Source organism: Alcaligenes sp. 1735tsa3 (assembly GCF_024134565.1).
GTDB lineage: Bacteria > Pseudomonadota > Gammaproteobacteria > Burkholderiales > Burkholderiaceae_B > Alcaligenes > Alcaligenes phenolicus.
In genome coordinates this window covers 1,998,359-2,020,790 of the sequence record NZ_CP099862.1, presented here as the reverse complement: position 1 = coordinate 2,020,790, position 22,432 = coordinate 1,998,359, and the positions used below count along the sequence as shown (strand labels likewise).

General features: G+C 55.2%; 18 protein-coding genes and 1 tRNA gene. 3 read left to right on the top strand and 16 right to left on the bottom strand.

The window, feature by feature from the left end; genetic code table 11:
* Positions 1-326 precede the first annotated feature (326 nt).
* From NIZ92_RS09325 to NIZ92_RS09315, 3 genes are read left to right on the top strand one after another with little or no spacing between them, the layout of a single operon-like run.
* A complete protein-coding gene (locus tag NIZ92_RS09325) occupies positions 327-1,415 on the top strand; it encodes a PP2C family serine/threonine-protein phosphatase (RefSeq protein WP_254003157.1) in 1,089 nt (362 codons plus the stop codon).
* A gap of 34 nt (positions 1,416-1,449) precedes the next feature.
* Positions 1,450-2,445 (top strand): serine/threonine-protein kinase, encoded by a 996-nt coding sequence (locus NIZ92_RS09320; protein WP_254003156.1) that lies wholly within the window; start codon positions 1,450-1,452, stop codon positions 2,443-2,445.
* Complete coding sequence (locus NIZ92_RS09315; RefSeq protein ID WP_254003155.1) at positions 2,442-3,512, top strand: serine/threonine-protein kinase; 1,071 nt, start codon at positions 2,442-2,444, stop codon at positions 3,510-3,512. The genes NIZ92_RS09320 and NIZ92_RS09315 overlap by 4 nt, the downstream gene beginning before the upstream one ends.
* A gap of 255 nt (positions 3,513-3,767) precedes the next feature.
* Here the strand turns inward: NIZ92_RS09315 and NIZ92_RS09310 are convergent, their stop codons facing one another.
* From NIZ92_RS09310 to NIZ92_RS09235, 16 genes are all read right to left on the bottom strand, one after another.
* The gene (locus NIZ92_RS09310) at positions 3,768-4,832 is read right to left on the bottom strand and encodes a YhcG family protein (protein WP_254003154.1); all 1,065 of its coding nucleotides are present in this window, start codon (positions 4,830-4,832) and stop codon (positions 3,768-3,770) included.
* On the bottom strand, positions 4,829-6,031 hold the full coding sequence (locus NIZ92_RS09305) for a site-specific integrase (RefSeq protein ID WP_254003153.1): 1,203 nt from the start codon (positions 6,029-6,031) through the stop codon (positions 4,829-4,831). The genes NIZ92_RS09310 and NIZ92_RS09305 overlap by 4 nt, the downstream gene beginning before the upstream one ends.
* Positions 6,032-6,251: 220 nt before the next feature.
* Positions 6,252-6,328, bottom strand: a tRNA-Pro gene (locus NIZ92_RS09300).
* A 213-nt stretch (positions 6,329-6,541) separates the two neighbouring features.
* Positions 6,542-8,074: a M81 family metallopeptidase gene (locus NIZ92_RS09295; RefSeq protein WP_254003152.1), complete on the bottom strand. Its 1,533-nt coding sequence runs from the start codon at positions 8,072-8,074 to the stop codon at positions 6,542-6,544.
* A gap of 19 nt (positions 8,075-8,093) precedes the next feature.
* Positions 8,094-9,275: a YgeY family selenium metabolism-linked hydrolase gene (locus NIZ92_RS09290; protein WP_254003151.1), complete on the bottom strand. Its 1,182-nt coding sequence runs from the start codon at positions 9,273-9,275 to the stop codon at positions 8,094-8,096.
* A complete protein-coding gene (locus NIZ92_RS09285; RefSeq protein ID WP_009454329.1) occupies positions 9,266-10,201 on the bottom strand; it encodes an N-carbamoyl-D-amino-acid hydrolase in 936 nt (311 codons plus the stop codon). The genes NIZ92_RS09290 and NIZ92_RS09285 overlap by 10 nt, the downstream gene beginning before the upstream one ends.
* A 150-nt stretch (positions 10,202-10,351) precedes the next feature.
* Positions 10,352-11,995, bottom strand: coding sequence for an ABC transporter ATP-binding protein (locus tag NIZ92_RS09280; RefSeq protein ID WP_254003150.1), 1,644 nt, complete (start codon positions 11,993-11,995; stop codon positions 10,352-10,354).
* A gap of 24 nt (positions 11,996-12,019) precedes the next feature.
* On the bottom strand, positions 12,020-12,859 hold the full coding sequence (locus tag NIZ92_RS09275) for an ABC transporter permease (protein ID WP_009454332.1): 840 nt from the start codon (positions 12,857-12,859) through the stop codon (positions 12,020-12,022).
* A 27-nt stretch (positions 12,860-12,886) separates the two neighbouring features.
* Positions 12,887-13,828 (bottom strand): ABC transporter permease, encoded by a 942-nt coding sequence (locus tag NIZ92_RS09270; protein WP_026482654.1) that lies wholly within the window; start codon positions 13,826-13,828, stop codon positions 12,887-12,889.
* Entirely contained in the window at positions 13,825-15,423 is a 1,599-nt protein-coding gene (locus NIZ92_RS09265; protein ID WP_254003149.1) for an ABC transporter substrate-binding protein, read from the bottom strand. Before NIZ92_RS09265 ends, NIZ92_RS09270 begins: the two co-directional genes overlap by 4 nt.
* A gap of 77 nt (positions 15,424-15,500) precedes the next feature.
* Positions 15,501-16,745, bottom strand: a complete 1,245-nt coding sequence (locus tag NIZ92_RS09260) for a Zn-dependent hydrolase (protein ID WP_254003148.1) — start codon at positions 16,743-16,745, stop codon at positions 15,501-15,503.
* On the bottom strand, positions 16,742-17,989 hold the full coding sequence (locus NIZ92_RS09255) for a diaminopropionate ammonia-lyase (protein WP_254003147.1): 1,248 nt from the start codon (positions 17,987-17,989) through the stop codon (positions 16,742-16,744). Before NIZ92_RS09255 ends, NIZ92_RS09260 begins: the two co-directional genes overlap by 4 nt.
* 21 nt (positions 17,990-18,010) lie before the next feature.
* A complete protein-coding gene (locus NIZ92_RS09250) occupies positions 18,011-18,856 on the bottom strand; it encodes a MurR/RpiR family transcriptional regulator (RefSeq protein WP_254003146.1) in 846 nt (281 codons plus the stop codon).
* Between the two features lie 326 nt (positions 18,857-19,182).
* Positions 19,183-19,347, bottom strand: a complete 165-nt coding sequence (locus NIZ92_RS09245) for a hypothetical protein (RefSeq protein ID WP_170978541.1) — start codon at positions 19,345-19,347, stop codon at positions 19,183-19,185.
* Positions 19,348-19,470: 123 nt separating this feature from the next.
* Positions 19,471-20,367, bottom strand: coding sequence for a D-alanine--D-alanine ligase (locus tag NIZ92_RS09240; RefSeq protein WP_088452807.1), 897 nt, complete (start codon positions 20,365-20,367; stop codon positions 19,471-19,473).
* 4 nt (positions 20,368-20,371) lie between these two features.
* Positions 20,372-22,414 carry a Mur ligase family protein gene (locus NIZ92_RS09235; protein ID WP_254003145.1) on the bottom strand — a complete coding sequence of 681 codons (2,043 nt, stop codon included), beginning with the start codon at positions 22,412-22,414 and terminating at the stop codon, positions 20,372-20,374.
* Positions 22,415-22,432: the final 18 nt, after the last annotated feature.

Sequence of the window (22,432 nt, the reverse complement as noted above, 5' to 3'; positions counted from 1 at the left end):
GCGCGCAGGCCCTTCAGGGCCGAAGACGTCAGGGGTCAAAGCCGAATGGCCGCGATTCGGCACGAGGCGCGGGGCGCAGCCCGCGAACCCGACGGCGGCACGCCGGAACGCACGAATTGCTGCTTGGCCTACTCGTGCTGCTCAGCCTGCAAGCGGCCCCGCCCGAGACGGTCGGAAGCGTCGGCGACGTGAGCCACTATGAGCGTGACGCTTTGAAGTGCCTCAGCTAGAATGTAACTATCGCACAGCATTTCAAAATCAAAGTGACGTAAGTCCGAAAGAAGACGCAAATAGATTGCTTTCAATATAGGAGTTACGAAAACACAATGCACCCATTCCAAGAAAACATACAAGCTTGGATTTCTAGGCGTCTTGCAGACCGCACGTCCAGTCAATCCCTTGAGATTCCTTTTGTGCTATCCAGTGATATAGGACTGGTTCGAAAGGAGAATCAGGATCGAGTGGCCGCTCTCTATACTGGAAAGAAGTCGATAAATCCCCTGTTTGCGATAGCAGTTGCTGATGGCATGGGAGGCATGCGCGATGGAGGGAAATGCTCTTCATTGGCAATATCGAGCTTCTTCTACTCTTTGATACAGCACCGTAATTTAGGTATCAAGGAACGGGCCTATGAAGCTGTAAAAGCGTCAAACAAACAGGTGTTCGACACATATCGAGGCGATGGCGGCTCTACGCTGACTGCCGTTTTGCTTGATTCTCAAGGCACCAAGATAATTGTTCATCTTGGCGATACGCGTGTCTACACTTTCGGGGCTGGGAAAAAGGTTGAGCGGCACACAACGGACGACTCTCTCGTCGAAGCTGTTGGTGGAAGCGGTCGAGAACTACTCCAATTTGTTGGAATGGGCGATTCGATGCAGCCTAAGATAACTGATTTTTTTTGTCAGGAAGGTTTTTGCGCCATTACCACTGATGGCATACACGGCATAGAAGAAAAAACCCTCAGCAGGATTCTAGAAAATTCATCAAGCCTTAATGATGCCTCCGAGCGTCTGAATTCTGTCGCGATGTGGTGCGGGGGGAATGACAACTCAACATCGGCCATATTTGACATTGCCGGAATGCCTCCATCGCTTGCACGATATGAAGGAAGCGGAATCCGTTTATGGGATGCAGCTGGAGATCTAACCACGCTTTGGCTGCGAGAGGAAGACCAGGCCTTTAATGCAAAAAACGCTCAAGTTCCAAACGAGACGAATGAAGCAAAAAATAATTTTTCATCCCAACTGATACCCAGTAAGCCGCCGACGAATGAGGGGGCGACGAAGAAGTCAAAGCCACCCGTTCGCAAATCTCGAAAAAAGAAAAACGAGAATTACCCAGAAGAAGTTCAACTGGATATAGAAATTGGCAGTTCTGCCGAACAGGGAGACGTCGGTGTTGATAGCAAATAGATATAAAACTCTCGATAACTCCGACAGGGGCGGAATGGGGGAGGTAATTTTTTGCGAAGATCTACATCTACAACGTCAAGTTGTGCTAAAGCATCTGCAGGCTGGCGTCGAAGTTCGTAGATTGCTCGATGAGCAAAAGGCATTGTCAAAAGTTAGGTCGAAACACGTCGTTCAACTTTATGACATCGTAAATATTCAAGGAGTAGTCACGCAACAGCCCGCTATTGTCCTTGAGTTTATTGATGGAGAGACACTCCAAGTTGGATCTCTTTCTGCCAATGCGGATTATCTAAACCTGATATGGCAGATTTCATGCGGACTTGCTGACATTCATTCGCACAGAATCATCCATCGAGATATTAAACCCGGAAACATAAAAATAGATGGCGAGGGTGTCGTTAAGATTCTTGATTTCGGTTTGTCTAGAACTAATGCCGATGCAGAGACTAGGAGCATAATAGGAACTCCTATATTTATGGCGCCGGAACTATGGGGTGACCAAACAATCGCGTTTGACTCTTCCATTGATGTCTATGCGTTTGGTGTGACATGTCTGGCCTTGCTGACCAACGAGCCTCCCCTCAGTTTGCGTCATAGGCCTCCAAGCCAGCCAACACTAGCAGATTTTTCTACTCCGTTCGCTGGGATGCCCGCTGAAATTACAAATGCCCTGTTCCAATGTCTTGCGACAAGCAGGCAGGATAGGCCATCCATGCAAGCCATCAAGAATTTGTTGGAGAAGCATCTTCTGAGGGACAGGCATCGTGCCACGGTTGTTTTAAACGGCGCAGCAAACACACTAGACCACAAGAATAGAAGAATATCTCTGAATGCAACCGTGGGAAGTCTCACGATTGAATATGACGGCTTAGCCTTCACTGTCACTCAGGTCACTGGTGCCGTTTATATAAATAACACATCCGTCACTGTAGGGGCGATAGTGCCAGGCTGTTGCGTTCTAACCTTCGGCAACGGCAGTGGCAGAAAGTTCGTGACTTTTGATGTTTCAAACCCGGAGGTAATGCCATGAATGCGCAAGATATTGTCTCCGGGCGCTATCGCATAGAGCGCCATATCGGTCGAGGCGGTATGCAAGACGTCTATTTGGCGCAGGACATATTATTGGAATCTAACGTTGCACTAAAAACACCTCAACCCGGACAGCCCGATAAGAGATTCAAAAGCAGTGCGAAAATTTCCGCTAGAGTTAATCATCATAACGTCGCTAAAACCCTAGACTACATTGAGGAGAATGGTCGGCTTTTTCTTATTGAAGAGTTCGTTGATGGTGACAATCTTGAAAATAAGCTTAAGACCTTTGGAGCTATCGACCCGCACCTCGCTGCTCGTATATTTCTGCACGTTTCCAAAGGCGTTGCCGCTTCACATCATGCTGGAGTTGTTCATCGTGACTTGAAGCCAAGCAATATCATTGTTGAACATGGCATTAATTTGCATGAGCTGAAAATAACTGATTTCGGCATCGCTACACTAACAGAAGAAGTCTTTGACGAAGCTGCGCGGGAAGGCGATATAACCAGATCGACATCTGGAACAATTCGCGGAGCTCTTCCTTATATGGCACCAGAGATGATGTTCAGGCAGCCGGGTGAACACCCAGGCGCCTCAGTCGACATTTGGTCGCTCGGCGCTATGATGTTCCAGATATTGACCGGAAAAGTTCCTTTCGGCGTCTATCTCCAGGCGGCTGTCAATGTTCAAAATAGAAATAGAGAACCGTGGCCGGACTTCATGACGTCAAACCCGCAATATAAGATTCTTGCGCAGCAGTTACAATCCCTCGTGGAAGACTGCCTTCAGTACAATGTTGCAGATCGCCCTACCGCTGATGATGTTGTTGCGAAGATTTCTAATCTTTGCTTTATCGGCGTTGACAGAAAAGTTGGAAGTGTGACCAACCTGATTCAAAATGGATATAGCGGATTCATAGACGGGGATGACGGTGTAACGACCTTTTTTAGTCGAGAAAGCGTTTATGGGTCAAAGTCATCAGCCACGCCTGGAAAGAGAGTGTGCTATTCGAATTTCCCGGGATCGCCGCGTGACCGAGGTCATCCGATCATTGTGATCGAATAATTTTTTAGTAATTAAGTGGGGACTCCAACGTCCCCATTTTTTTAGATTCATGTCAAGTAACGCTCGGCAAGCGATAGATTGCCCCGTCTTGAGCAGCCCAGTGCGCAAGTGAGCGTTCCCTTGATCTGCTGCATCAGTTGATGATCGGTCAGCGAAGGATCAGGACTCCCACTAGGATCGTTTTAGGTGATTGGAGGCCAGATACCGCAGATAGCTTGAGCGGCACATTGGGAAGCTAGTCTGTTTGAGACAAGGCTAATCGTTGCGCGTTTCTCGCTGTTCTAGCTGCAACTGCGCCCGTTGAGTTGCCTGTTGTAGCCGCTCCACTAGAACGCCCCTCGGCGGCAAGGCTGTCAGGTATTCGGCGACGTGGATTCCGGACTTGTCCAGTTCCAGCAATTCGATCTGCTCGCGCTTCTTGCCAGTGCAAAGAATGATCCCCAACGGCGAGGCCTCCTCTGGCTCCCGCTCGTGCTTGTCTAGCCAGCGCAAGTAAAGCTCCATCTGCCCCTTGTGCGCGGCCTTGAACTCGCCGATCTTCAACTCCACCGCCACCAGCCGCCGCAGCTTGCGGTTGTAGAACAGCAGGTCAAGGTGGAAATCCTCGTCGTCGATCTGGATGCGTTTCTGACGGGCGACGAAGCAAAAGCCCGCGCCCAGCTCCAGCAAGAAGGCTTCCATTTCGCGGATGATGGCTGCCTCCAGGTCGCTTTCCTGCCAGCTATCCCGCAGCCCCAGGAAGTCGAGGATGTAGGGATCGCGCATGACCAGCGCCGGGGTCATGCGCTTTGCATCGCGCAGGGTCGCCAACTCCTGCGCGATGGTTTCTTCCGGTTTTTGGGACAGCGCCGTGCGCTCGTACAACATCGAGTCGATGCGCTCGCGTAGCGTCCGCACGCTCCAGCGCTCGGTGCTCGCCATCTGCGCGTAATAGTCCCGCTGGAGCGGATCTTTCAGCGGCAGCAATGCCACGAAATGCGACCAGCTCAATTGTCGTGACAGCGTCACGACAATTGGCTCTTCGAGGTAAGTGGCCGCGAACTGCACCATCCGGCGCAGGTTCTTATCCGCGAAGCTGCGCCCGTAGTCGCGGACAAGCTGCTCGGCCAGGGATGGCATGATTTCCTCGCCGTACTCGGCCCGCTGCCCGGCCAGCACCTCCGTATGGATACGCTGGCCGATCCTCCAGAACAGCAAGGTCAGTTCAGCATTGACCGCCGAGGCAGCGCGCTGGCGCGCAGCCTCAATCAGTGCCCGAATGTCACCCAACAGTGCCTTCGGCGCTGCTGGTGAATGGGTGGACACCTTGCGCCTGCTCATGCCGTCACCTCCGCAGGGGATTGCTTAGCGCCGGTGATCGCCTTGCGCCGGTTCGCCACCAACTCGGCGGCCTCCCGCACGGGCTTGTCTTCGGTGTGGACGTAGCGCATGAACATCGCCACGGTCTTGTGCGCCGTCAGAGCCATACCGACCTTCACCGGGATGCCAGAATTGGCAATGTCCGTCGCCGAGCGGTGACGGATGCCGTGCGTACCCACATGCGTCACGCCAGCGGCTTTGAGAGTGCGGCTCCAACCGTTGTAATACTCCCCGTCGGTCAAATGCCGATCAGGGTGACGCGGAGACGGTAATACATGGGGCGTCGTAGCATTGCGAGCCGCCGTCGAAAGAAGCCGATAGGCTTCTTCGCTCATGGGCTTGGACATACCGCCTGTCTTGCTGTCAGGCCACACCACCCGTCGGTTTTCCAGATCAATCCAATCCCATTGGAGTGAGACGATCTCAGAAAGGCGAGCAGCAAACTCGAATTGCAGGCGGATGGCCAGCGGGATCACTACATGCTCCAGCCCTTCCGCCTCCAACTGGTCAAGGTAGCGAAACAACTTGCCCATTTCCTCATCGCTGATGAGGTGAGTCGCCTTGCCGTTCGGGTACATGGGCACATGGCGGCATGGGTTGGTGCCGTCAGGGCGATAGCCCCATACCTCGGCCAAGTTGAACATCTTGCGCATCACGCTGAACGTGCGGTTCGCATCGGCGGGCTTGTGCGCCATCTTCTTCATCATTGAAGCCACGTCAGGCCGCTTCAGATCCTGCACCTTCATGCGACCAAGCATTGGGATGATGTTGCGATCAATGACGCTCTGGTAGCCTTCTTGCGTGCTCGGCTTGTTGCGCTGGCTGGAGTAGTCCTCCATGAACTTGATGCACAGTTCCTTGACTGTGGGTGCCTGACGCGCTGCAGCCTTCTCTGCGGCAGGATCTCCACCCCGGCGCACTTGCGCCAGCCACTCCTGCGCCAGCGACCGAGCCTGTTCGACGGTCAGTTCTCCGTATAGGCCCAAGGCAGGTTTGCGCCGCTCTCCGGCGTTTGTGCGGTACTGGAGCATGAACACCTTGCGGCCTGCCGGGGTGATCTTGCACAGGAAGCCAGGAACCAGGGTATCGCGCAGTTCGACTGACTGCGCTTGGGCTTGTGCCGCATCGACTGCGGACTTGGTGAGTTTGATTTTCGCCATGATGACTCCTCGGAAGACCCGATTTCCAGGAGCCTGTTGGGAGCCAAGCGGGTGGAAGCCGGGTCAAGTTTCAGAAAGCACCGGCATATGATGAGCTCGCCTAAGTTATTGATAAACCTGCTGTATCTGGCTGTAGCGTAGTCCAGCGAAGTTCGGTGCTGGAGTCATGGTGAAATAAAAAAAAGGCCTACAGCAAAAATGCTGTAGGCCTTTTTAAATTTGGTCGGAACGGAAGGATTTGAACCTTCGACCCCTTGCACCCCATGCAAGTGCGCTACCAGGCTGCGCTACGCCCCGAAAGAATTAAACTATAACCTTGTTCTTCCTTTCTTGCAAGTGTTTTTTAGGTTTTTTCTTTCGATTCGAGATTATTGATAGTTAATCCCGGTGTCGATTGAAATCCACACTTGTCTGAACAGGCGGTCTGATTTTCAAAGCTCATTTTACCGAGCTAATCCGCATCAAAACCGTGAAGGCAGGAGTATACCTACTTAGGTAAAAAATGCAAAGCTATTGTGAACAGGCCCGCCCTTCTGATTGCATGATCCGCCATTGAGACAGGCTGGGGCCACCGGGATACAGCAGGCGCTCTGCCGGCAAGCGTTCCCATGGCAAGTCTGTGGTGCGCATGGAAACGCCTCCCGGGGCGGCGCCGACAATGATACGGTCACTGATACTGCCAAAGTCCGCCCTGAAGTGCACAGCGCTTTTCAGGACCAGTACCTTCATCTGCTCCGGCTCGATACCCACAAAACGGAACATGCTTTGATCCGCCATTTGCGACTTATAAGAAGCCAGGACGATACGCACGCCCTCTATACGCAAACAGGCGCTGGGCCCCAGGTTCATGGCACAGCCGGCGTAGTACGGGCCGGTGGCACGGAACTGACCATTGGATACAGACTCGATATAGAAGCGTGCATGCAAAGGCATATCACCGGGAACGCCGGATTTTCCACCTAAGGACAGCTCGATGGTTTTACCGACGCCTGCCTGGTGGACCAGAGCAGCGCTTTCCGGATCCACGATCAAGCCTAAAGCCGCATCGGATACCTTGGCTTTCAGCAAGGCACGCAAGAGCCCACAGGTATCGGAGCTAGCACCGCCGCCGGGGTTATCGTGTGCATCGGCAATAATCACCGGGCCTTTTCCAGGGTGACTCAGCGCCCATTGCACAGCTTCGTCCGGTTCGTACAGCTTGCCTTGGAAGCCTTGGGCTTTATCAAGCACCTCATCCAGAAAGCCTGCCAAACGGCTATCGGCTTCTTCCTGCGTCTGCGCATAGGCCCACAAAACCGCTCCGCACTCTGGCACATCTGCAGCAGGAAAGCCCATGGCGAAGGACACGCTCCCCTCGCCTTCTATTTCTTCCAGCGATGACAAGTGACGGTACAGGCTGGCAGCCGGTTCCATCTCGGTGCTTTGCCAGATCGCTGGGATCAGGAAGGGCAGTCGATGCCAGGCCAATTCAGGGCGACGACCGCTTTGCAGACAACGCATCAGCGCCTGAAAAGTACGCTCGCCCGTTTGCCCCATATCCACATGCGGGTAGGTTTTGTAAGCCACCAGCATATCGGCCTGCGCCAGCATGGTGTCGCTGACATTGGCGTGCAAGTCCAGACTGGCGACCACCGGCACATCCGGTCCCACCATCTCGCGCACCAGAACCAGCAAATGCCCTTCCCCATCATCGCGATGCTCAGCTACCATGGCGCCATGTAAATCCAGATACACTGCATCCACGGGCAGAACTTGCTCCAGGCGGTACAGAATCTCCGCCACGATTGCCTCGTAAGTCATTGCCTCGACGGGCGCGGAAGGACTGGCGGCGGCCCACAGTAGCGGGACGCACTCGACCCCGGCTTGTGCGGCGGCGGCCATAAACCCGGCTGCGGGGATGTTGGCACCACGCAAGGCAGGTTCAATCGCCTCTGCCCGGCACATCCCCGGCCAGCCGCCCCCATGCTCAAAGTCCGCCATCGTTGCCATGGCCGGGCCAAAGGTATTGGTCTCGTGCTGAAAACCCGCTACTGCAATACGCATCACTTGTCTCCGATTGCTCTTACGCTTGTCCCGCCAGTTGAAGGCAAAGCTGTTCGTAAATGTCCTTGGCCCCCAGAACATCATCGATAGCTACCGACTCATCCGCCGTATGCGCCTGTGCTTCCTCGCCCGGCCCCAAACCGATGGTGGGAATGCCACGTCGCCCGGCGGACTCGGAGCCATTGGTGCAAAACCACCAGGTATCCATTTCCACCACACGCCCAGCTTGCTGGACCGCTTGCACCATGGCTTGCGCCAAAGGAGCCGACTCATCCAATCGCCAGGCGGGCAAGTCCCGCTCCGGGCTGGCCTGCTGGCCTGTATAGGTTTGTACCTGACTGTCCACTAGTTCCAGCGAAAAGCCCTCCACGCCTGCCGCTTGCAAGCATTGCTCCATTTGCTTGAGTACCGACTCACTGCTTTCCCCCACCAGGGTGCGGCGATCAAAACGCACGGTAACGGAAGAAGGAATTAGCGAAATGGAAGGATGCGGGTCAGAAATAATGTCGGTTGGCACCAGCAAAGCCTGCCCCACCTGCGCATCCTGCGGCAATTCCAGCGTCTGTAGGGCCGAAATCGCCCTGGCTGCGGCCTGAATCGGATTAACTCCCAGGTGCGGCAAGGCTGCATGAGCAGGACGGCCTTGCAGGCGCAGCAAGATCTCCTGCCGCCCTTTCTGCCCAACCATGATGCGCAAACGCGAAGGCTCACAAATCACCACGGCACCGGGCGTGCATTGTTCCAGAGCATGAGACAAGGCATAGCCTTCGATCACTTCCTCCATCACGCTGGCAGACACGGCAATACGCTGTTTCAAGGCGCCGCTACGAGCCGCTGCCGCCGCGCCACACAGAGCAGCGGCCAAGCCTGCCTTCATGTCACTGGTGCCGCGCCCATACATGCGGCCATCCTTGATCTGCGCTCCAAAAGGCTCCACCGTCCAGGTTCCAGCAATAGGGACCACATCCATATGAGCATCGAATAACAGCGCCAGCGGGGCCTGGGCCGGGCCCACAAAGCCCAGCACCGAACCTTTTTCATCAACACTGATTTGATCAAAGCCCAAGTCCCGCATGACTTGCTGCACAAAGTCCGCCATGGCCTGTTCCTGCCCGGACAGGCTGGGAATGCGCACAAAGGCCTGTGTCAGGCTAACGGCGTCCCAGGCCAGATCCATTTGCTTGTGTTCGCTCACGCCCATGGCACTACCGCTCCACGTTGCGAGCTGATCAAACCATAAGCCTCTGGTCGACGATGACGCTCAAAGTTGAAGGTCGTGCTTTTGTAGGAATGGCACAGATCCAGATCGCAGCGGGCAATGGCCAGCTCGTCACCCTTGGTCGAGCAAGCCGCGACAATCTCCCCAGACGGCGCAATAATCGCGCTGCCACCAATCATCTCGATACCCTCCTCACTCCCCGCCTTGGCCACCCCTACCACCCAGGTGCCGTTCTGATAGGCCCCGGCCTGCATGACCAGATGGTTATGGAACATGGACAAGTCATCGTGCTCGGGTGCGGGCGGATTATGAACCGGCGTGTTGTAGCCCAGCATGACCATTTCCACGCCCTTCAAACCCATGACGCGGTAGGTTTCTGACCAGCGGCGGTCATTGCACAAGGCCATGCCCATCACGCCCCCAAAGGCCGACCACACGCCGAACTCGTGGCCGGGTTCAAAGTAGTATTTCTCCAGATGCTGGAAAGCACGCCAGGGCTCGTCCTGGCCGTGACCGGGCAAATGCACCTTGCGATACTTGCCCACAATCGTGCCGGTTTTATCGACCAGAATGGATACGTTAAAGCGACGCTTTACGCCGTTTTCAATGACCAGCTCGGCATAGCCCAGGTAGAAACCTATCTGCAATTTGGCAGCGGCATCAAACAAGGGCTGGGTGTCCGGCCCCGGCATCTGGGTTTCGTAAAAACAATCAAAATCGGAAATATCCTCGCTGAACCAGCGCGGGAAAAACGTGGTCAGTGCCAGCTCGGGAAACACCACCACATCAACATCCATTTTCTTGGCCTGATGCAAATGGGCCAGCAAGCGGTCAACCACCTGCTTCTTGGTTTCGTTGCGCGCGATAGGACCCAGTTGGGCCGCAGCTACATTGACAAACCTGGACATGAAATATGAACTCCATCAACAATTAAGATCCGCCCTGGGCGGGATTCGGAACGCCCGGCCCCTCTCAATCAAGGGCCAGAAATCGAAAACAGACTGCGCGCCGGGCTGCGCACAAGGCTCAGCCCCCAGCTGCGCTGACACGCGCATCAATCAGGCATAAGCACAAAAATTCTGAAAATCCCAATGCACACCGGGTGCGGATTCCACCAGTTCACGGGTGTAAGCCTGACTAGGCTGGCTAATGACACGGCCTGGGTCCCCGGCCTCCACAATCCGGCCTTTTTGCATCACCACAATGCGATCAGAAATCTGGGCCGCCACCCTTAAGTCGTGCGTAATAAACAGGATGGCCACACCAGTTTTGCGCTTGATATCGACCAGCAACTTGAGCACTTGCTCTTGCACCAGCACATCCAGCGCGGACACAGATTCGTCCGCAATCAGGACATCCGGCTCCATCACAATGGCGCGGGCCAGACAAAGCCGTTGCCGCTGACCACCCGAAAATTGATGCGGATAGCGCTCCAGCACATCCGCGTCCAGCCCCACAATGGACAAGACCTCGGTCACGCGTTCAATGGCAACTTTGGGATCAACGCCGATGTTGTGCATGCCCTCGGTCAAAGACTGGCCAATCGTCACGCGAGGGTTCAAAGAGCGATACGGGTCCTGAAACACGATTTGCACTTTGCGCCGCTGCGCCAGGCTGCGATCCTTGCAGGCGGCGGGTAAAGTTTCACCGTTCAGAGTAATCTGCCCGGAACTGGCCTCAACCAGGCCAATAATGCAGCGCGCCAAGGTGGACTTGCCCGAGCCGGACTCCCCCACGACGCCCAGCACTTCATCTCGGCGGATATCCAGATTGATATCGCTAAGCGCATGCATCCTGCGACCTTTGGAGAACCAGCAATCCGAGCCATAGACCTTGCCCAAACCACGGGCGCTCAGCACGACCTCGTTTTGCACTTCCTCTTTTGCAGGCGGATGCACATTGGGAACGGACGCAATCAGGGAGCGGGTATAGGCTTCTTTGGGATTGGACAGAATCTGCTGACACGTGCCCATCTCCACACTATCGCCACGCTTCATCACCAGAATCCGGTCGGCAATATCCGCCACCACTCCAAAGTCGTGCGTCACAAAAATGACCGAGGTGCCGCATTCGCTTTGCAGTTCCTTGATCAGGCTTAGAATCTGCTTTTGCGTGGTCACGTCCAACGCCGTGGTAGGCTCATCCGCAATCAACAAACGTGGCTGCAAGATCAAGGCCATGGCAATCATGATGCGCTGGCGCTGACCGCCGGACAGCTCATGCGGATAGGCCATGAAGAGTTTTTCCGGCTCCGGCAAACGCACGCGCTCCAGCATATTGATCACACGCTGGCGACGCTCCTGCCGGGAACTGCTCTTCTCGTGGATACGGATCACTTCGTCGATCTGCTCGCCCACCCGCTGCACCGGATTCAGCGCGGTCATGGGCTCCTGAAACACCATGGACATGGCCGAAGCCCGCAAGGACAGCAAATGCTCCTTGTTCATGGTCAGCAGGTTCTCGCCCATCAGCTCGATACTGCCTTGGCTGACACGCAAGGTATCGGGCGGCAACAAGCCCATGATGGCAAAGGAACTCAAGGATTTGCCCGAGCCGGACTCGCCCACAATGCAGAGGGTCTCGCCTGCATACACATCAAAGCTGAGCTTGTTCACCAACTGGCGGGGATTAGTCGCTTTAGTTTCGATGCACAAGTCCTTCACCGACAAAACACAGTGGGGCTTGGTCGTAGAGGTATTCATTGTTATGTCTCCTGCCCTCGTCACTTACAGCCGTGTGACCAGCTTGGGATCCAGAGCATCGCGCAAGGCGTCGCCCAGGACGTTGATACTGAGAATGGTGATGGACAGCACAATGCCGGGGTACAGCACGATGCCGGGAATCAGCTGAAAATACAGGCGACCTTCGGCGATGATGTTGCCCCAGGAGGCCATCTCGGGAGGGATGCCCGCCCCCAGGAAACTCAAGATCGCTTCCAACAACACCGCCGAGGCAAACACATAAGTGCCTTGCACAATCAGAGGGGCAAAGGTGTTGGGGAACATATGGCGCGACAAGATCACGTAAGCCGAAGTCCCTACCGTCATGGCCGCTTCCACATAGGGCTCGGAACGCACGCTAAGAATCACGCCCCGCACCAACCGTGTCATGCGTGGGATCTCCGGGATGGCAATGGCGATCAGTACCGTGGTCAGGCTGGCACCGGACACCGACACCAGCGCAATGGCCAGCAAGATGCCAGGGATGGCCATCACACCATCCATCACTCGCATGATGACGGCGTCCAGACGGCGGAAGTAACCCGCCAGCGAACCCAGAATCACGCCAAAGAACACGCTGATGGCCAGGACACCGAACCCCACCATGAAGGACACTTGCGCCCCATACACCACGCGGGAATACAGATCCCGACCCAGTGCATCCGTCCCCAGCCAGAACTGCTCGGAAGGCGGTTGCAGACGCACACTGGGGTCCAGTTGGGTGGGATCTTGCGTACCCAGAAACGGAGCAAAGATCGCCATGGCGGCCATCAGGATCAGGAACAGCAAGGCAGCACGGGCCGAATTGCTGGCGACCACTTTCTTCAATTTGTTGAGCTTTTGCATATTGTTCTACCTGTAAAAAGCGAGGGCTCAATAATCGATACGGGGATCGACCAGCATGTAGGAGATATCAATCAGCAGATTCACCCCTACATACACCAGCGAAAACAGCACGATCAGGCTCTGAATCACCGTAAAGTCGCGCGACAGCACCGCATCCAGCACCAAGCGTCCCAGCCCCGGAATGTTGAAGACCGATTCGGTCACCACCACCCCGCCGATCAGCATGGTGATGCTGATGCCGATAATCGTCAGGATGGGAACCGCCGCATTGCCCAGGGCGTGACGTGTCAGGACACGACGCTCGTTCAAGCCTTTGGCACGGGCGGTGCGGATGTAGTCCTCGTTCAAGGTGTCGATCACACTGGTGCGCACAATGCGGGTAATCAGGGCGATGTACACCGTACCCAGGGACACCGCCGGCAGAATCAAATGCCGCAGGTGCTCCCACAGGCCATCACTCAAGGGCTTGTAGCCCTGTACCGGCAACCAGCGCAGCTCCAGCGAAAACAGCAGGATCAACAAGTAAGCCACGATGAATACCGGCACGGAAAAGCCCGCCACCGACCCTGCCATCACAAAGCGATCCAGCGACTTGCCTCGATACCAGGCCGAGCACACCCCTAGCGGAATGGAAATGGCCAGGGTGTAGGCCAGGGTCAACAAGGTCAGCGAAACCGTAGGTCCCAGACGATCCAGCACCAGATCCTTGACCGGGCGGCTGGAGATCAGGGACGTGCCAAAGTCCCCTTGCACCATGCTGCCCAGCCATTGCACGAACTGCACCGGCACTGGCTGGTCCAGCCCCATCTGATGACGGATTTCCGCGATCTGTGCATCCGTCGCGTTATCACCCGCCACCAGTACAGCGGCATCGCCATGTGTCATGCGCAGGACCACAAAGATCACCAGCGCCACAATCAGCAATACCGGGATGGTGGCCAGTACGCGCTTGAAAATAAGCCCAATCATCGCTTCTCCACATTCCAGAAGACCGGAACCGGCGTTTGCAGAAAGCCATTCAGGTTCTTGCGCACGGCGCTGACCATCTTGAACTCACCCAGAGGGACGATCACACCTTCATCCATGATGTGTTTTTGCAAGTCCGTGGCCAAACGACCCAGCTCGGACTCGCCACTGGCGCGGGCAAATTCCATGCGTGTCTTTTCAATGGCAGGGACATCCGGCCAGCCAAACCAGGCCTTGTCGCCGTTGGAGGCCACCGCCATGAAGCTCAACGGATTACTCACGTCCACCAGACCCGAATAGGTGGTGATGATGCTCCAGCCGCCCTCTTGCACGGGACGCTTGGAGGTGCGGCGAGTCTGCACGGTTTGCCAGTCCATGGCTTCCACATTGACGGTGAACCCGGCATTGCGCAGTTGCTGGGCAATCACAGGCACCACGGGCGAAGTCAGGAAGTCGGTGGGATGCAGCAAGACCACGGGCTCGCCCTTGTAGCCGGCCTGCTCCAGCCGCTTTTTCGCACCGGCAGCATCCCCCTTGAAGTAGGCTTCAGAACCGGCTTGTGACGGGAAAACGCTGTGGCATCCAAACACGGCACCACACGTTTCAAAGTATTCCGGGTTGCCCACTTGCGCCTGCATCAAGGGCTTCTGGTTCAGCGCCATCATGGCGGCCTGACGCACTTGCTTGTTATTGAATGGCGGCTGCAGGAAGTTAAAGCGCATCTCGGTCTGCGCGCCCCGAGCCGTGGAAGCATTCAGGACAATGTCCGACTCGTTTTGCAGCAAGGGCAAGAGGTCCAGCTGAACCTGATCGATCACATCAATCTCGCCACTGCGCAGCGCGTTCACCCCGGTCATGGCATCGGGCATGGCGACCCATCGCACACGATCTACCTTGACCTGCTTGCCACCGGCCAAACCGCTGGCAGGCTCATTGCGGGGCACGTAGTCCGGGTTTTTCTCGAACACGGCCTGCACACCTGGGCGGTATTCCTTCTCCACAAAGCGGAATGGTCCCGAACCCACGGTAGAAGTAATTGCCTGGCTGACCGGCGTGCGTGCCACCTCCTTGGGCATGACGAACAAAGGCAAGGAGCTGGGCTTGCCCATGGCGCGCAGGGCAATATCGGTCGAGAAAGAGAACTGCATCACAAAGGAGCGATCATCCACGACCTCCATCTTGGTCAGGAACTCCGTCATGATCTGGCCCATCTTGTCCAGCTGAATCCAGCGCTTGATGGACTCGACTGCATCTTCAGCTGTTACAGGCGAGCCATCATGCCAGCGCAGGTTTTCACGCAAAGTCATGGTGTAAGTCTGGCCGTCCTCGGACACTTTCCAGCCTTCCAGCATCTGGGGTTTGACCTGCCCCTGCGCATCTTCCGCCAGCAAGGTGTCATACACCATATAGCCGTAGTTGCGCACAATGTAGGAGGTGGTAATGACCGGGTCCAGGGAGCGCAAGGGCGCTTCCATCACGGCGGTCAGCGTGGTTTGAGCACTGACAGCCACGGGGGCAATAGCGGTGATGGCAAGGGCAGCCCAGACGGCGGCTAACGATTTCGCAGGACGCAAGCGGTCCTTAAGCAGGTTGCTCATGTTTTGTCTCTCCAGGTAGTTAAAAGCGGTCCGCCTTTGCTCTTGTGGCGGCGGTCCCGTCATCAGGGATTTACTGCTTATTCACGGGCCAGCTCCACCAAGGTCGATAGCAGAATCGAACATCCCGCTATCAGGTCTTTATCGTGGGTAAACTCTGCCGGGTTGTGGCTCAAACCACGTACACTCGGTACAAAAATCATGCCTGTGGGGCAGGAGCGAGCCAGCATCTGCGCATCGTGCCCGGCACCGCTGGGCATGCGCTTGACCGAGCAGCCCAGATCCTTGGCGTGTTGCTCGACCTTGCTGATCAAGCGTTCATCAAACTGCACCGGATCAAAGCGGGCCAAATGGCGATGCTTGATCTGCACACCCTCTCGCTCGGCCGCCTGTCGGGCAAAATCCAGCACTTCCTGCTCGGCCTGATCCAGGCTGGCCTTGTCCACATTGCGCAAATCCACGGTAAACACGGCTTTGCTGGGGATCACATTGACCAGATTCGGAAACAGCTCGCAGCGCCCTACCGTGCCCAGTTGCGGCGGGCCGTAGCGTTCAGTCAACTGGCGTACAAAACTGCCAATTTGTTGCGCCACGACACCGGCGTCATGTCGCAAATGCATGGGCGTGGTGCCAGCATGGTTGGAGACACCTTGCACCTCGAACTCCAGCCAGCAAATCCCTTGCACGCCAGTCACGGCACCAATATCAATACTTTCGTGTTCCAGAACCGGACCTTGCTCAATATGCAGTTCCATATAGGCATGCACATCAGGTTGGCCGCAAGGCATGGAACCGGCGTAGCCAATACGCTCCAGGTTCTCGCGCACGGTCGTGCCATCAATGCCCACGGTGTCCAGTGCCTCCTGCAAGGACAAGCCACCTTGAAACACCAGGCTGCCCATCATGTCCGGAGCAAAGCGCGCTCCCTCTTCATTGGTAAAGGCCACCACTTGCAAGGGGCGATCCAGCTGCACATTGGCATCATTCAAACTGGCCACCACTTCCAGTCCAGCCAGCACACCCAGATTGCCGTCGTAGCGTCCGCCAGTACGCACGGTATCAATGTGCGAACCCGTCATGACCGGCGCCACATCCAGACGGCCAGCGCGTGTCCCGATAATGTTGCCGATCTGATCAATCTCCACACTCATGCCCAGATCACGCATCCAGCTGACCACCTGATCGCGGCCCGCCTTGTCCTCATCCGTCAAGGCCAGGCGGCAGACGCCGCCCCCGTCGATTGCACCAATCTGCGCCAACTGCGCAATACGCTGCAGCAGGCGTTCGCCATTAATGGCTAAACAAGTGCTGGCTGGGCTGTTCATACCGGCTCCTGAGCCAGCACTTCTTTGGCGCTCATACCGACAATGCGCTGATACAGCTCTGCATCGGTATCGCCTTCGCTGGCAAAAAACATAATTTGGCTGTTTTCATCAATGCCCAAAGCTTGACGCCAGTCCGCGTGCTCGCACGCAGCCATGCAAGCCGCCACACCGGCCACGGCAGACTCACCCGCCACAATCGGCGCATCACCTTTATCGGCACGGGCCAGACGGCGCATGGTTTGCAAGGCGGCATCGTCTTCCAGCGTCATATAGGCATAGGTGCCGGGATCCAGAATTTCCCAGGCCAGCAAGGAGATTTCGCCGCAAGCCAGACCGGCCATCACCGTATTCAAATCGCCGGTGACCGTAACGGGTTTACCCTGCACAGCACTTTGGAACAGGCAATCGGCCTTGTTGGGTTCCACCACAATCAAGCGAGGGCGCTGCGGACCCAGACGCTCCCACATATGGGCGCATACGGCCGCCGCCAAACCACCCACACCACCCTGAATAAAGACGTGAGTCACCGGCTTGCCCGAAGCAATCTGATCCAGCGCTTCCTGCACCATCACGGTGTAGCCCTGCATCACATCCTTGGGCACATCCATATAGCCCGGGTAGGACGTATCGGACACCACAAAATAGCCATGCTCTTTGGCATCTTCAGCAGCCTGGCGCACCGAATCATCGTAATTGCCGGGTACGCGCACTACCTTTGCCCCGTAAGAGGCAATGGCCTGCTCACGACCAGTACTGACATGCTCATGGATATAGATCACGCACTGACAACCGGCATTCTTCGCCCCCCAAGCCACCGAGCGGCCATGATTGCCATCGGTCGCGCAGGTCACGGTCAAACCAGCAATAAAGTCCTTGTAGGCAGGACTCTTCAGATCATCCAGCGTCAGGCTGGCATTGCCGGTATGAGCTTGCAACTGACGCAACAGCAAACGATTGACGGCATAAGCACCGCCCAAAGCCTTGAAGCTGCCCAAACCAAAACGACCGGCCTCATCCTTGTAATACACCCCACCCACCTTCATCTGCGCGGCCAGACCGGGCAAATGACGCAAAGGGGTAGGCGCGTAACCGGGCCACTGCACAATGCTGGCCTGAGCCTGCTCGAAGGCGGCTACCGACAAAATCGATTGCAAGGAGGCGTCATATTCCTGGCTGTCCTGAACGCAACGAGGGTTCAGATACAGTTGCACCGCGCCTTGCTCCCGAACGGCATGTTTGTTCATGTCTGCTCCACTTCTATGGGTTTAATTATTGGACTTCAAGTCCTGAAAACTGCGATGGATGGATTCAATCTTCTGCAACTTGCGCGCCACCTGCGTCTCGGCCTGCAGAGCCACCCGGCTGACCAAGTAATTGATCAGGCTGAGCGTGCCGGTATGCGAGTCAAACAAGTACTCCCCGCGTGTTGCCACCGTGAATGCGATGTCTTGCGAACGCTGCAAGGAGCTTTCCAGGCCATCCGTCAAAAAAGCCATCTGTACCGACTCGCCCCGCAGATGCTCCACCAAGGAAGGCAGGAGCACCGAGCGACGACGAAAATCCATCACCAGGGCCAGATCCCCTGCCTCCACATCGGCCAGTTGCTCGGTCAGATGGGCCACCGTGCCCACCGCCAGATGCACATCCGGGCGCAACTGCTGCAGTAAAGAGTGGGCGTAGCACGCCAGGATCTGGCCATTGCGGAAACCAAACACCCAGATGCGTCGTGCTTTCAGGGCGGCTTGGGTGAAGTTGTCCAGATGCTGTTCAGTAATGTTCTGGAAGGTGGTGGAAATGTTCTGTACGTCTGCATTGATAAACGGCGTCATATCGGCCTGAATACCGCTGCTGGACATGGAGTGCAGACGTTTGAAGGGAGCGCCGTCACCCATTTGCTCGCGGGCCGTGACCCGGAATTCGTTAAAGCCGTTAAAACCCAGACGCCGGAAAAAGCGCACCGCGGTAGCCGCCGATACACCTGCTTTCTCGGCCAGTTCCTGGGCGGAGTAAGTAGCCAGCTGCCCCATATGAGACAGGACCACATCGGCCAACCGCCGCTCCGCGCTGGGCAGGACATCGAGAATATCCAGGATCGAATCTTTGATGACCATGACACAACCTAAAATTGAAATTTGTTTTTCACATAATACTTAATAAAATTTTAATTTCAATTATGGACGCAATGATTTGGCTCCGTATTTACCCTTGGGAGCAGAAAAAAAGAAAGAAGGTCATGACCTCACGCCCACCAAGAGTAGCTTCAAATAAGGCCTACAGAGAAAAACAGGGTATAAACCCTTATTGGGATAAATTTCTGTTTCCTGGCAATGAAAGCATAAAGCCCATAATGAAATTTAAATTTCATCATGGGCTTTAGTAAGACAAATTTCAGAACCAAGGCCGCTTGCAGAAGCCAGAAAAAACCCGTCAAGTGAGCCTATTGCGCTGGCAACAAAGACAAACAACGCGTAATCAGAATATCGGCCATGGATAGATTCTTGGCCACACTTCGGGACCAGAGCGCATAAATCTGGCAAGCCAGCATGGCATCCTCAACATCAAGCGCCAACAGCTCACGTCGATACGCGGATGCCTCTTGCAAGGCCTGTCGCATCACGGCAGGCGATGTTGCTGACGGCCACCCTGCCCCCGCTGACCATAAGCCAACCCGGCGAGCAGTGGCTGGCTTATCACGCATCGCCCTAATGGCAAAGGCAACCATAAACTAACGATTAAGAGAGGCGTCCTGGACAATCCATGAAACCAGATCCTGGAAAGAAATACCTTGGTGAGCCGCAATTTCCGGCAACAATGACGTTGGCGTCATGCCTGGCTGGGTATTAATTTCGAGCCAGATAAGCTCGCCCGTCACAGGATCGTAGCGAAAGTCCGATCGCGTCACGCCGCGACAGCCAATAGCACGATGTGCTGTCTCCGAATAGCGCCGAATCTTTTCTTCAACGTCCAACGGCAGCACCGCTGGGCATATATGTGTTGAGCCTCCAACCGCGTATTTGGCAGTAAAGTCGTACCAAGCCCCACCCTCCACCACAATCTCTGTGATGCCAAGCGCCTCGCCGCCCATGACCGCACACGTCAATTCACGACCGGCGACATAACGCTCGACCATCAAAGACGCTGTTTCGCTCTGTAGAACCGGCGGAGCATCACCTGCGCGAATAATCTGTACACCACAAGACGACCCATCAGAAACAGGCTTCAGAACGTAAGGTGGCTGCATCACATGCGCCGCTGCCGCCTCTGACGCGGTAACCTCTATTGCGTCCGCGACAGGAATGCCGTGAGCGGCAGCCACATGCTTCGCGTTAACTTTGTGCATTGCCAACGCCGATGCCATTACGCCTGAATGCGTATAGGGAATGCCAAGGCTTTCCAGAAGCCCTTGAACAATTCCATCTTCCCCACCGGTTCCATGCAGTGAATTGAACACGACGCTTGGGCGTACTTGCAGCAGCTTTTCGGCTACGTTGTCATAGACCTCCAACTGTGCCACACGATAACCAGCTGCAGAAAGGCCCTCGGCACATGCCTTACCTGATGCGATACTCACTGAACGTTCGGAGGAATTGCCCCCCATCAAGACTGCAACGACGGAATCCATTTTTTTAACTTCCTAAGTGAATATTGGGCACTGAAAGATTGCGGATTTCACGCACAATCGAATGGACTTCCGTTGCATGCGCTCCCTTGACAGTCACCTCGTCTCCCTGACGTACATACGCAAGCAAATCCGAGAGGACTCCATTTGCCTCTTCATGGCAGATGTGAGGCTTTTCCAAGCCTTGTAGCTGAAGTGCTTTTCGGTACTCATCCCCAACAAAATACGCCATATCTATGTTGGAACGATTCAAAAATGAGAGCACCTCCATATGACAATCGGTGCTGGCATCTCCCAGTTCAAGCATGTCACCGAGCACGACAATCCGTCTGCCTACGGCTGGGCGCTCATTCAGCGTTTTAAGAACAGCGATGACCGCCCCCGGCGCCGCATTGAAAGACTCATCAATAATGCGAATAGTCCGTTTATCGGACAGAGTGATATCGTGCGCCCTGCCTCGGCCATCAAGAAGAGACCAGCCAGCCAGGTCAGAAATTGCTAGCTTCCAGTCACGGTACAGATGGGAAACCGCCGCCATTGCTCCGATCGCATTGACGGCAATATGCTCTCCAACGGCAGGAAACTTAATGTCAATTTCGGCACCAGCCACAGATATTCTCAGAGCACCATTCTGTGAATCGTAATGAAGCATGCGCCAGTCACTATCCTGGTGGGTGCCATAGCTGATTATCTTCGAGGTGAATTTTCTAGCCTCGTCATGAAATATTTCATAGCAATCGCTGTCTCGGCAAATCACTGCAGCCCCCCCCGTTTTCAAGCCAGAGAATACGCCAGCCTTCTCCCGCGCAATGTCCTCAAGAGACTTATAGGCCTTCCGGTGGGCATTTGACACGTTGGTGACCACGGCAACATCGGGTCGGCATATATCGCTGCACTCTTTAACTCGCCCTGCTGCTATTTCTGCAACGATATTCTTCGCATCGGCTGGCACGGTCATCATGGTTTCTAATGTCCCCAATAGAAGATTCCCGTTGTTGAATGTCATATGCGTTCTTCCAGCGTCAGGAACACCTTCGAGAACCTTTGCAATCAGTGAAGACGTGGTGCTTTTTCCTGCGCTTCCAGTTACACAGAAAACTTTTCCCGAGAACCTATCTCGGGCTACCCGAGCAACACGCCGCAAAGTCTGCGTGACATTTTTCACCTGCAAATGAGGAATTGCAGGCGATACAGGGTCGCTTCCGATCCCAATGGTAAGGCTGGCCGATCTTTGAAATTCCAATCTCTGGGAACGATCAAGGCCATAGCCAACACCTTCGGCTATGACAGCAACCGAGTTCCTGCGCAAACGGTCGGGGTGGTATGTCACGCCCCCGAAATCGCTGCCAGCGGCAAAACCAATCAAATTGCCGCCACTGGTGGAGATAAACCCTTGCATATCAAGAAGGTTGACATCAACCAGGCCACTGGTTTGCCCAGATCGAACACGGGCAAACACCTCCTTGTGCTTCTCTTTTTCGAAGCCATAATGAGCCACTAGTGATTCGTGCCGCCCTTGACCTTTCAAAGCCAGCCAAACTCGGTGAGATCCTCCGAGATTGAGGTCTTCGCATAGCATGGATCGGACATAGTCTTGTGTCTCCTGAGACCCATTTTTCAGCTGAAACGAAAAATATTGCACAATGTCGCGCAGGCAGGTGAACTGATCAATATCGTCCAACCCTCGCACATTGCGCAGATTGGTATTACCCAGCCCCATTTTCACAAGAGACGCATTGATATGCTTGACAGCATGCGAGCTACCGCCATGCAAGATACTTGCAAGAACCACAGCTGCACTTCTGCGGCTACCTCCCGGAATCTGTTCACTGATCATTGACACCGTCTGGCTGCCATCATAAGGAATATCCGATAGGTTCAGCCGGTTCAAGCGACCGCTATCACGATAAACCTCCTGGCCACGACCGGACATCGTGGCTTCCAGTTTCAGAATGAATTGAACAAACGCCCCTGGCTGGATGCGGTATAGATCATTCTTAGAGCGCCGCGCCTCCCCATCCCACACGCGCTCAATATAATATCCCGGCATTTTTAAAATCCTTAATCT

Bases quoted from the DNA above. Each gene is read 5' to 3' on its own strand.
- NIZ92_RS09325 (WP_254003157.1), top strand. From the start codon at position 327: ATGCACCCATTCCAAGAAAACATACAAGCTTGGATTTCTAGGCGTCTT.
- NIZ92_RS09320 (WP_254003156.1), top strand. From the start codon at position 1,450: ATGGGGGAGGTAATTTTTTGCGAAGATCTACATCTACAACGTCAAGTT.
- NIZ92_RS09315 (WP_254003155.1), top strand. From the start codon at position 2,442: ATGAATGCGCAAGATATTGTCTCCGGGCGCTATCGCATAGAGCGCCAT.
- NIZ92_RS09310 (WP_254003154.1), bottom strand. From the start codon at position 4,832: ATGAGCAGGCGCAAGGTGTCCACCCATTCACCAGCAGCGCCGAAGGCA.
- NIZ92_RS09305 (WP_254003153.1), bottom strand. From the start codon at position 6,031: ATGGCGAAAATCAAACTCACCAAGTCCGCAGTCGATGCGGCACAAGCC.
- NIZ92_RS09295 (WP_254003152.1), bottom strand. From the start codon at position 8,074: ATGCGTATTGCAGTAGCGGGTTTTCAGCACGAGACCAATACCTTTGGC.
- NIZ92_RS09290 (WP_254003151.1), bottom strand. From the start codon at position 9,275: ATGGGCGTGAGCGAACACAAGCAAATGGATCTGGCCTGGGACGCCGTT.
- NIZ92_RS09285 (WP_009454329.1), bottom strand. From the start codon at position 10,201: ATGTCCAGGTTTGTCAATGTAGCTGCGGCCCAACTGGGTCCTATCGCG.
- NIZ92_RS09280 (WP_254003150.1), bottom strand. From the start codon at position 11,995: ATGAATACCTCTACGACCAAGCCCCACTGTGTTTTGTCGGTGAAGGAC.
- NIZ92_RS09275 (WP_009454332.1), bottom strand. From the start codon at position 12,859: ATGCAAAAGCTCAACAAATTGAAGAAAGTGGTCGCCAGCAATTCGGCC.
- NIZ92_RS09270 (WP_026482654.1), bottom strand. From the start codon at position 13,828: ATGATTGGGCTTATTTTCAAGCGCGTACTGGCCACCATCCCGGTATTG.
- NIZ92_RS09265 (WP_254003149.1), bottom strand. From the start codon at position 15,423: ATGAGCAACCTGCTTAAGGACCGCTTGCGTCCTGCGAAATCGTTAGCC.
- NIZ92_RS09260 (WP_254003148.1), bottom strand. From the start codon at position 16,745: ATGAACAGCCCAGCCAGCACTTGTTTAGCCATTAATGGCGAACGCCTG.
- NIZ92_RS09255 (WP_254003147.1), bottom strand. From the start codon at position 17,989: ATGAACAAACATGCCGTTCGGGAGCAAGGCGCGGTGCAACTGTATCTG.
- NIZ92_RS09250 (WP_254003146.1), bottom strand. From the start codon at position 18,856: ATGGTCATCAAAGATTCGATCCTGGATATTCTCGATGTCCTGCCCAGC.
- NIZ92_RS09240 (WP_088452807.1), bottom strand. From the start codon at position 20,367: ATGGATTCCGTCGTTGCAGTCTTGATGGGGGGCAATTCCTCCGAACGT.
- NIZ92_RS09235 (WP_254003145.1), bottom strand. From the start codon at position 22,414: ATGCCGGGATATTATATTGAGCGCGTGTGGGATGGGGAGGCGCGGCGC.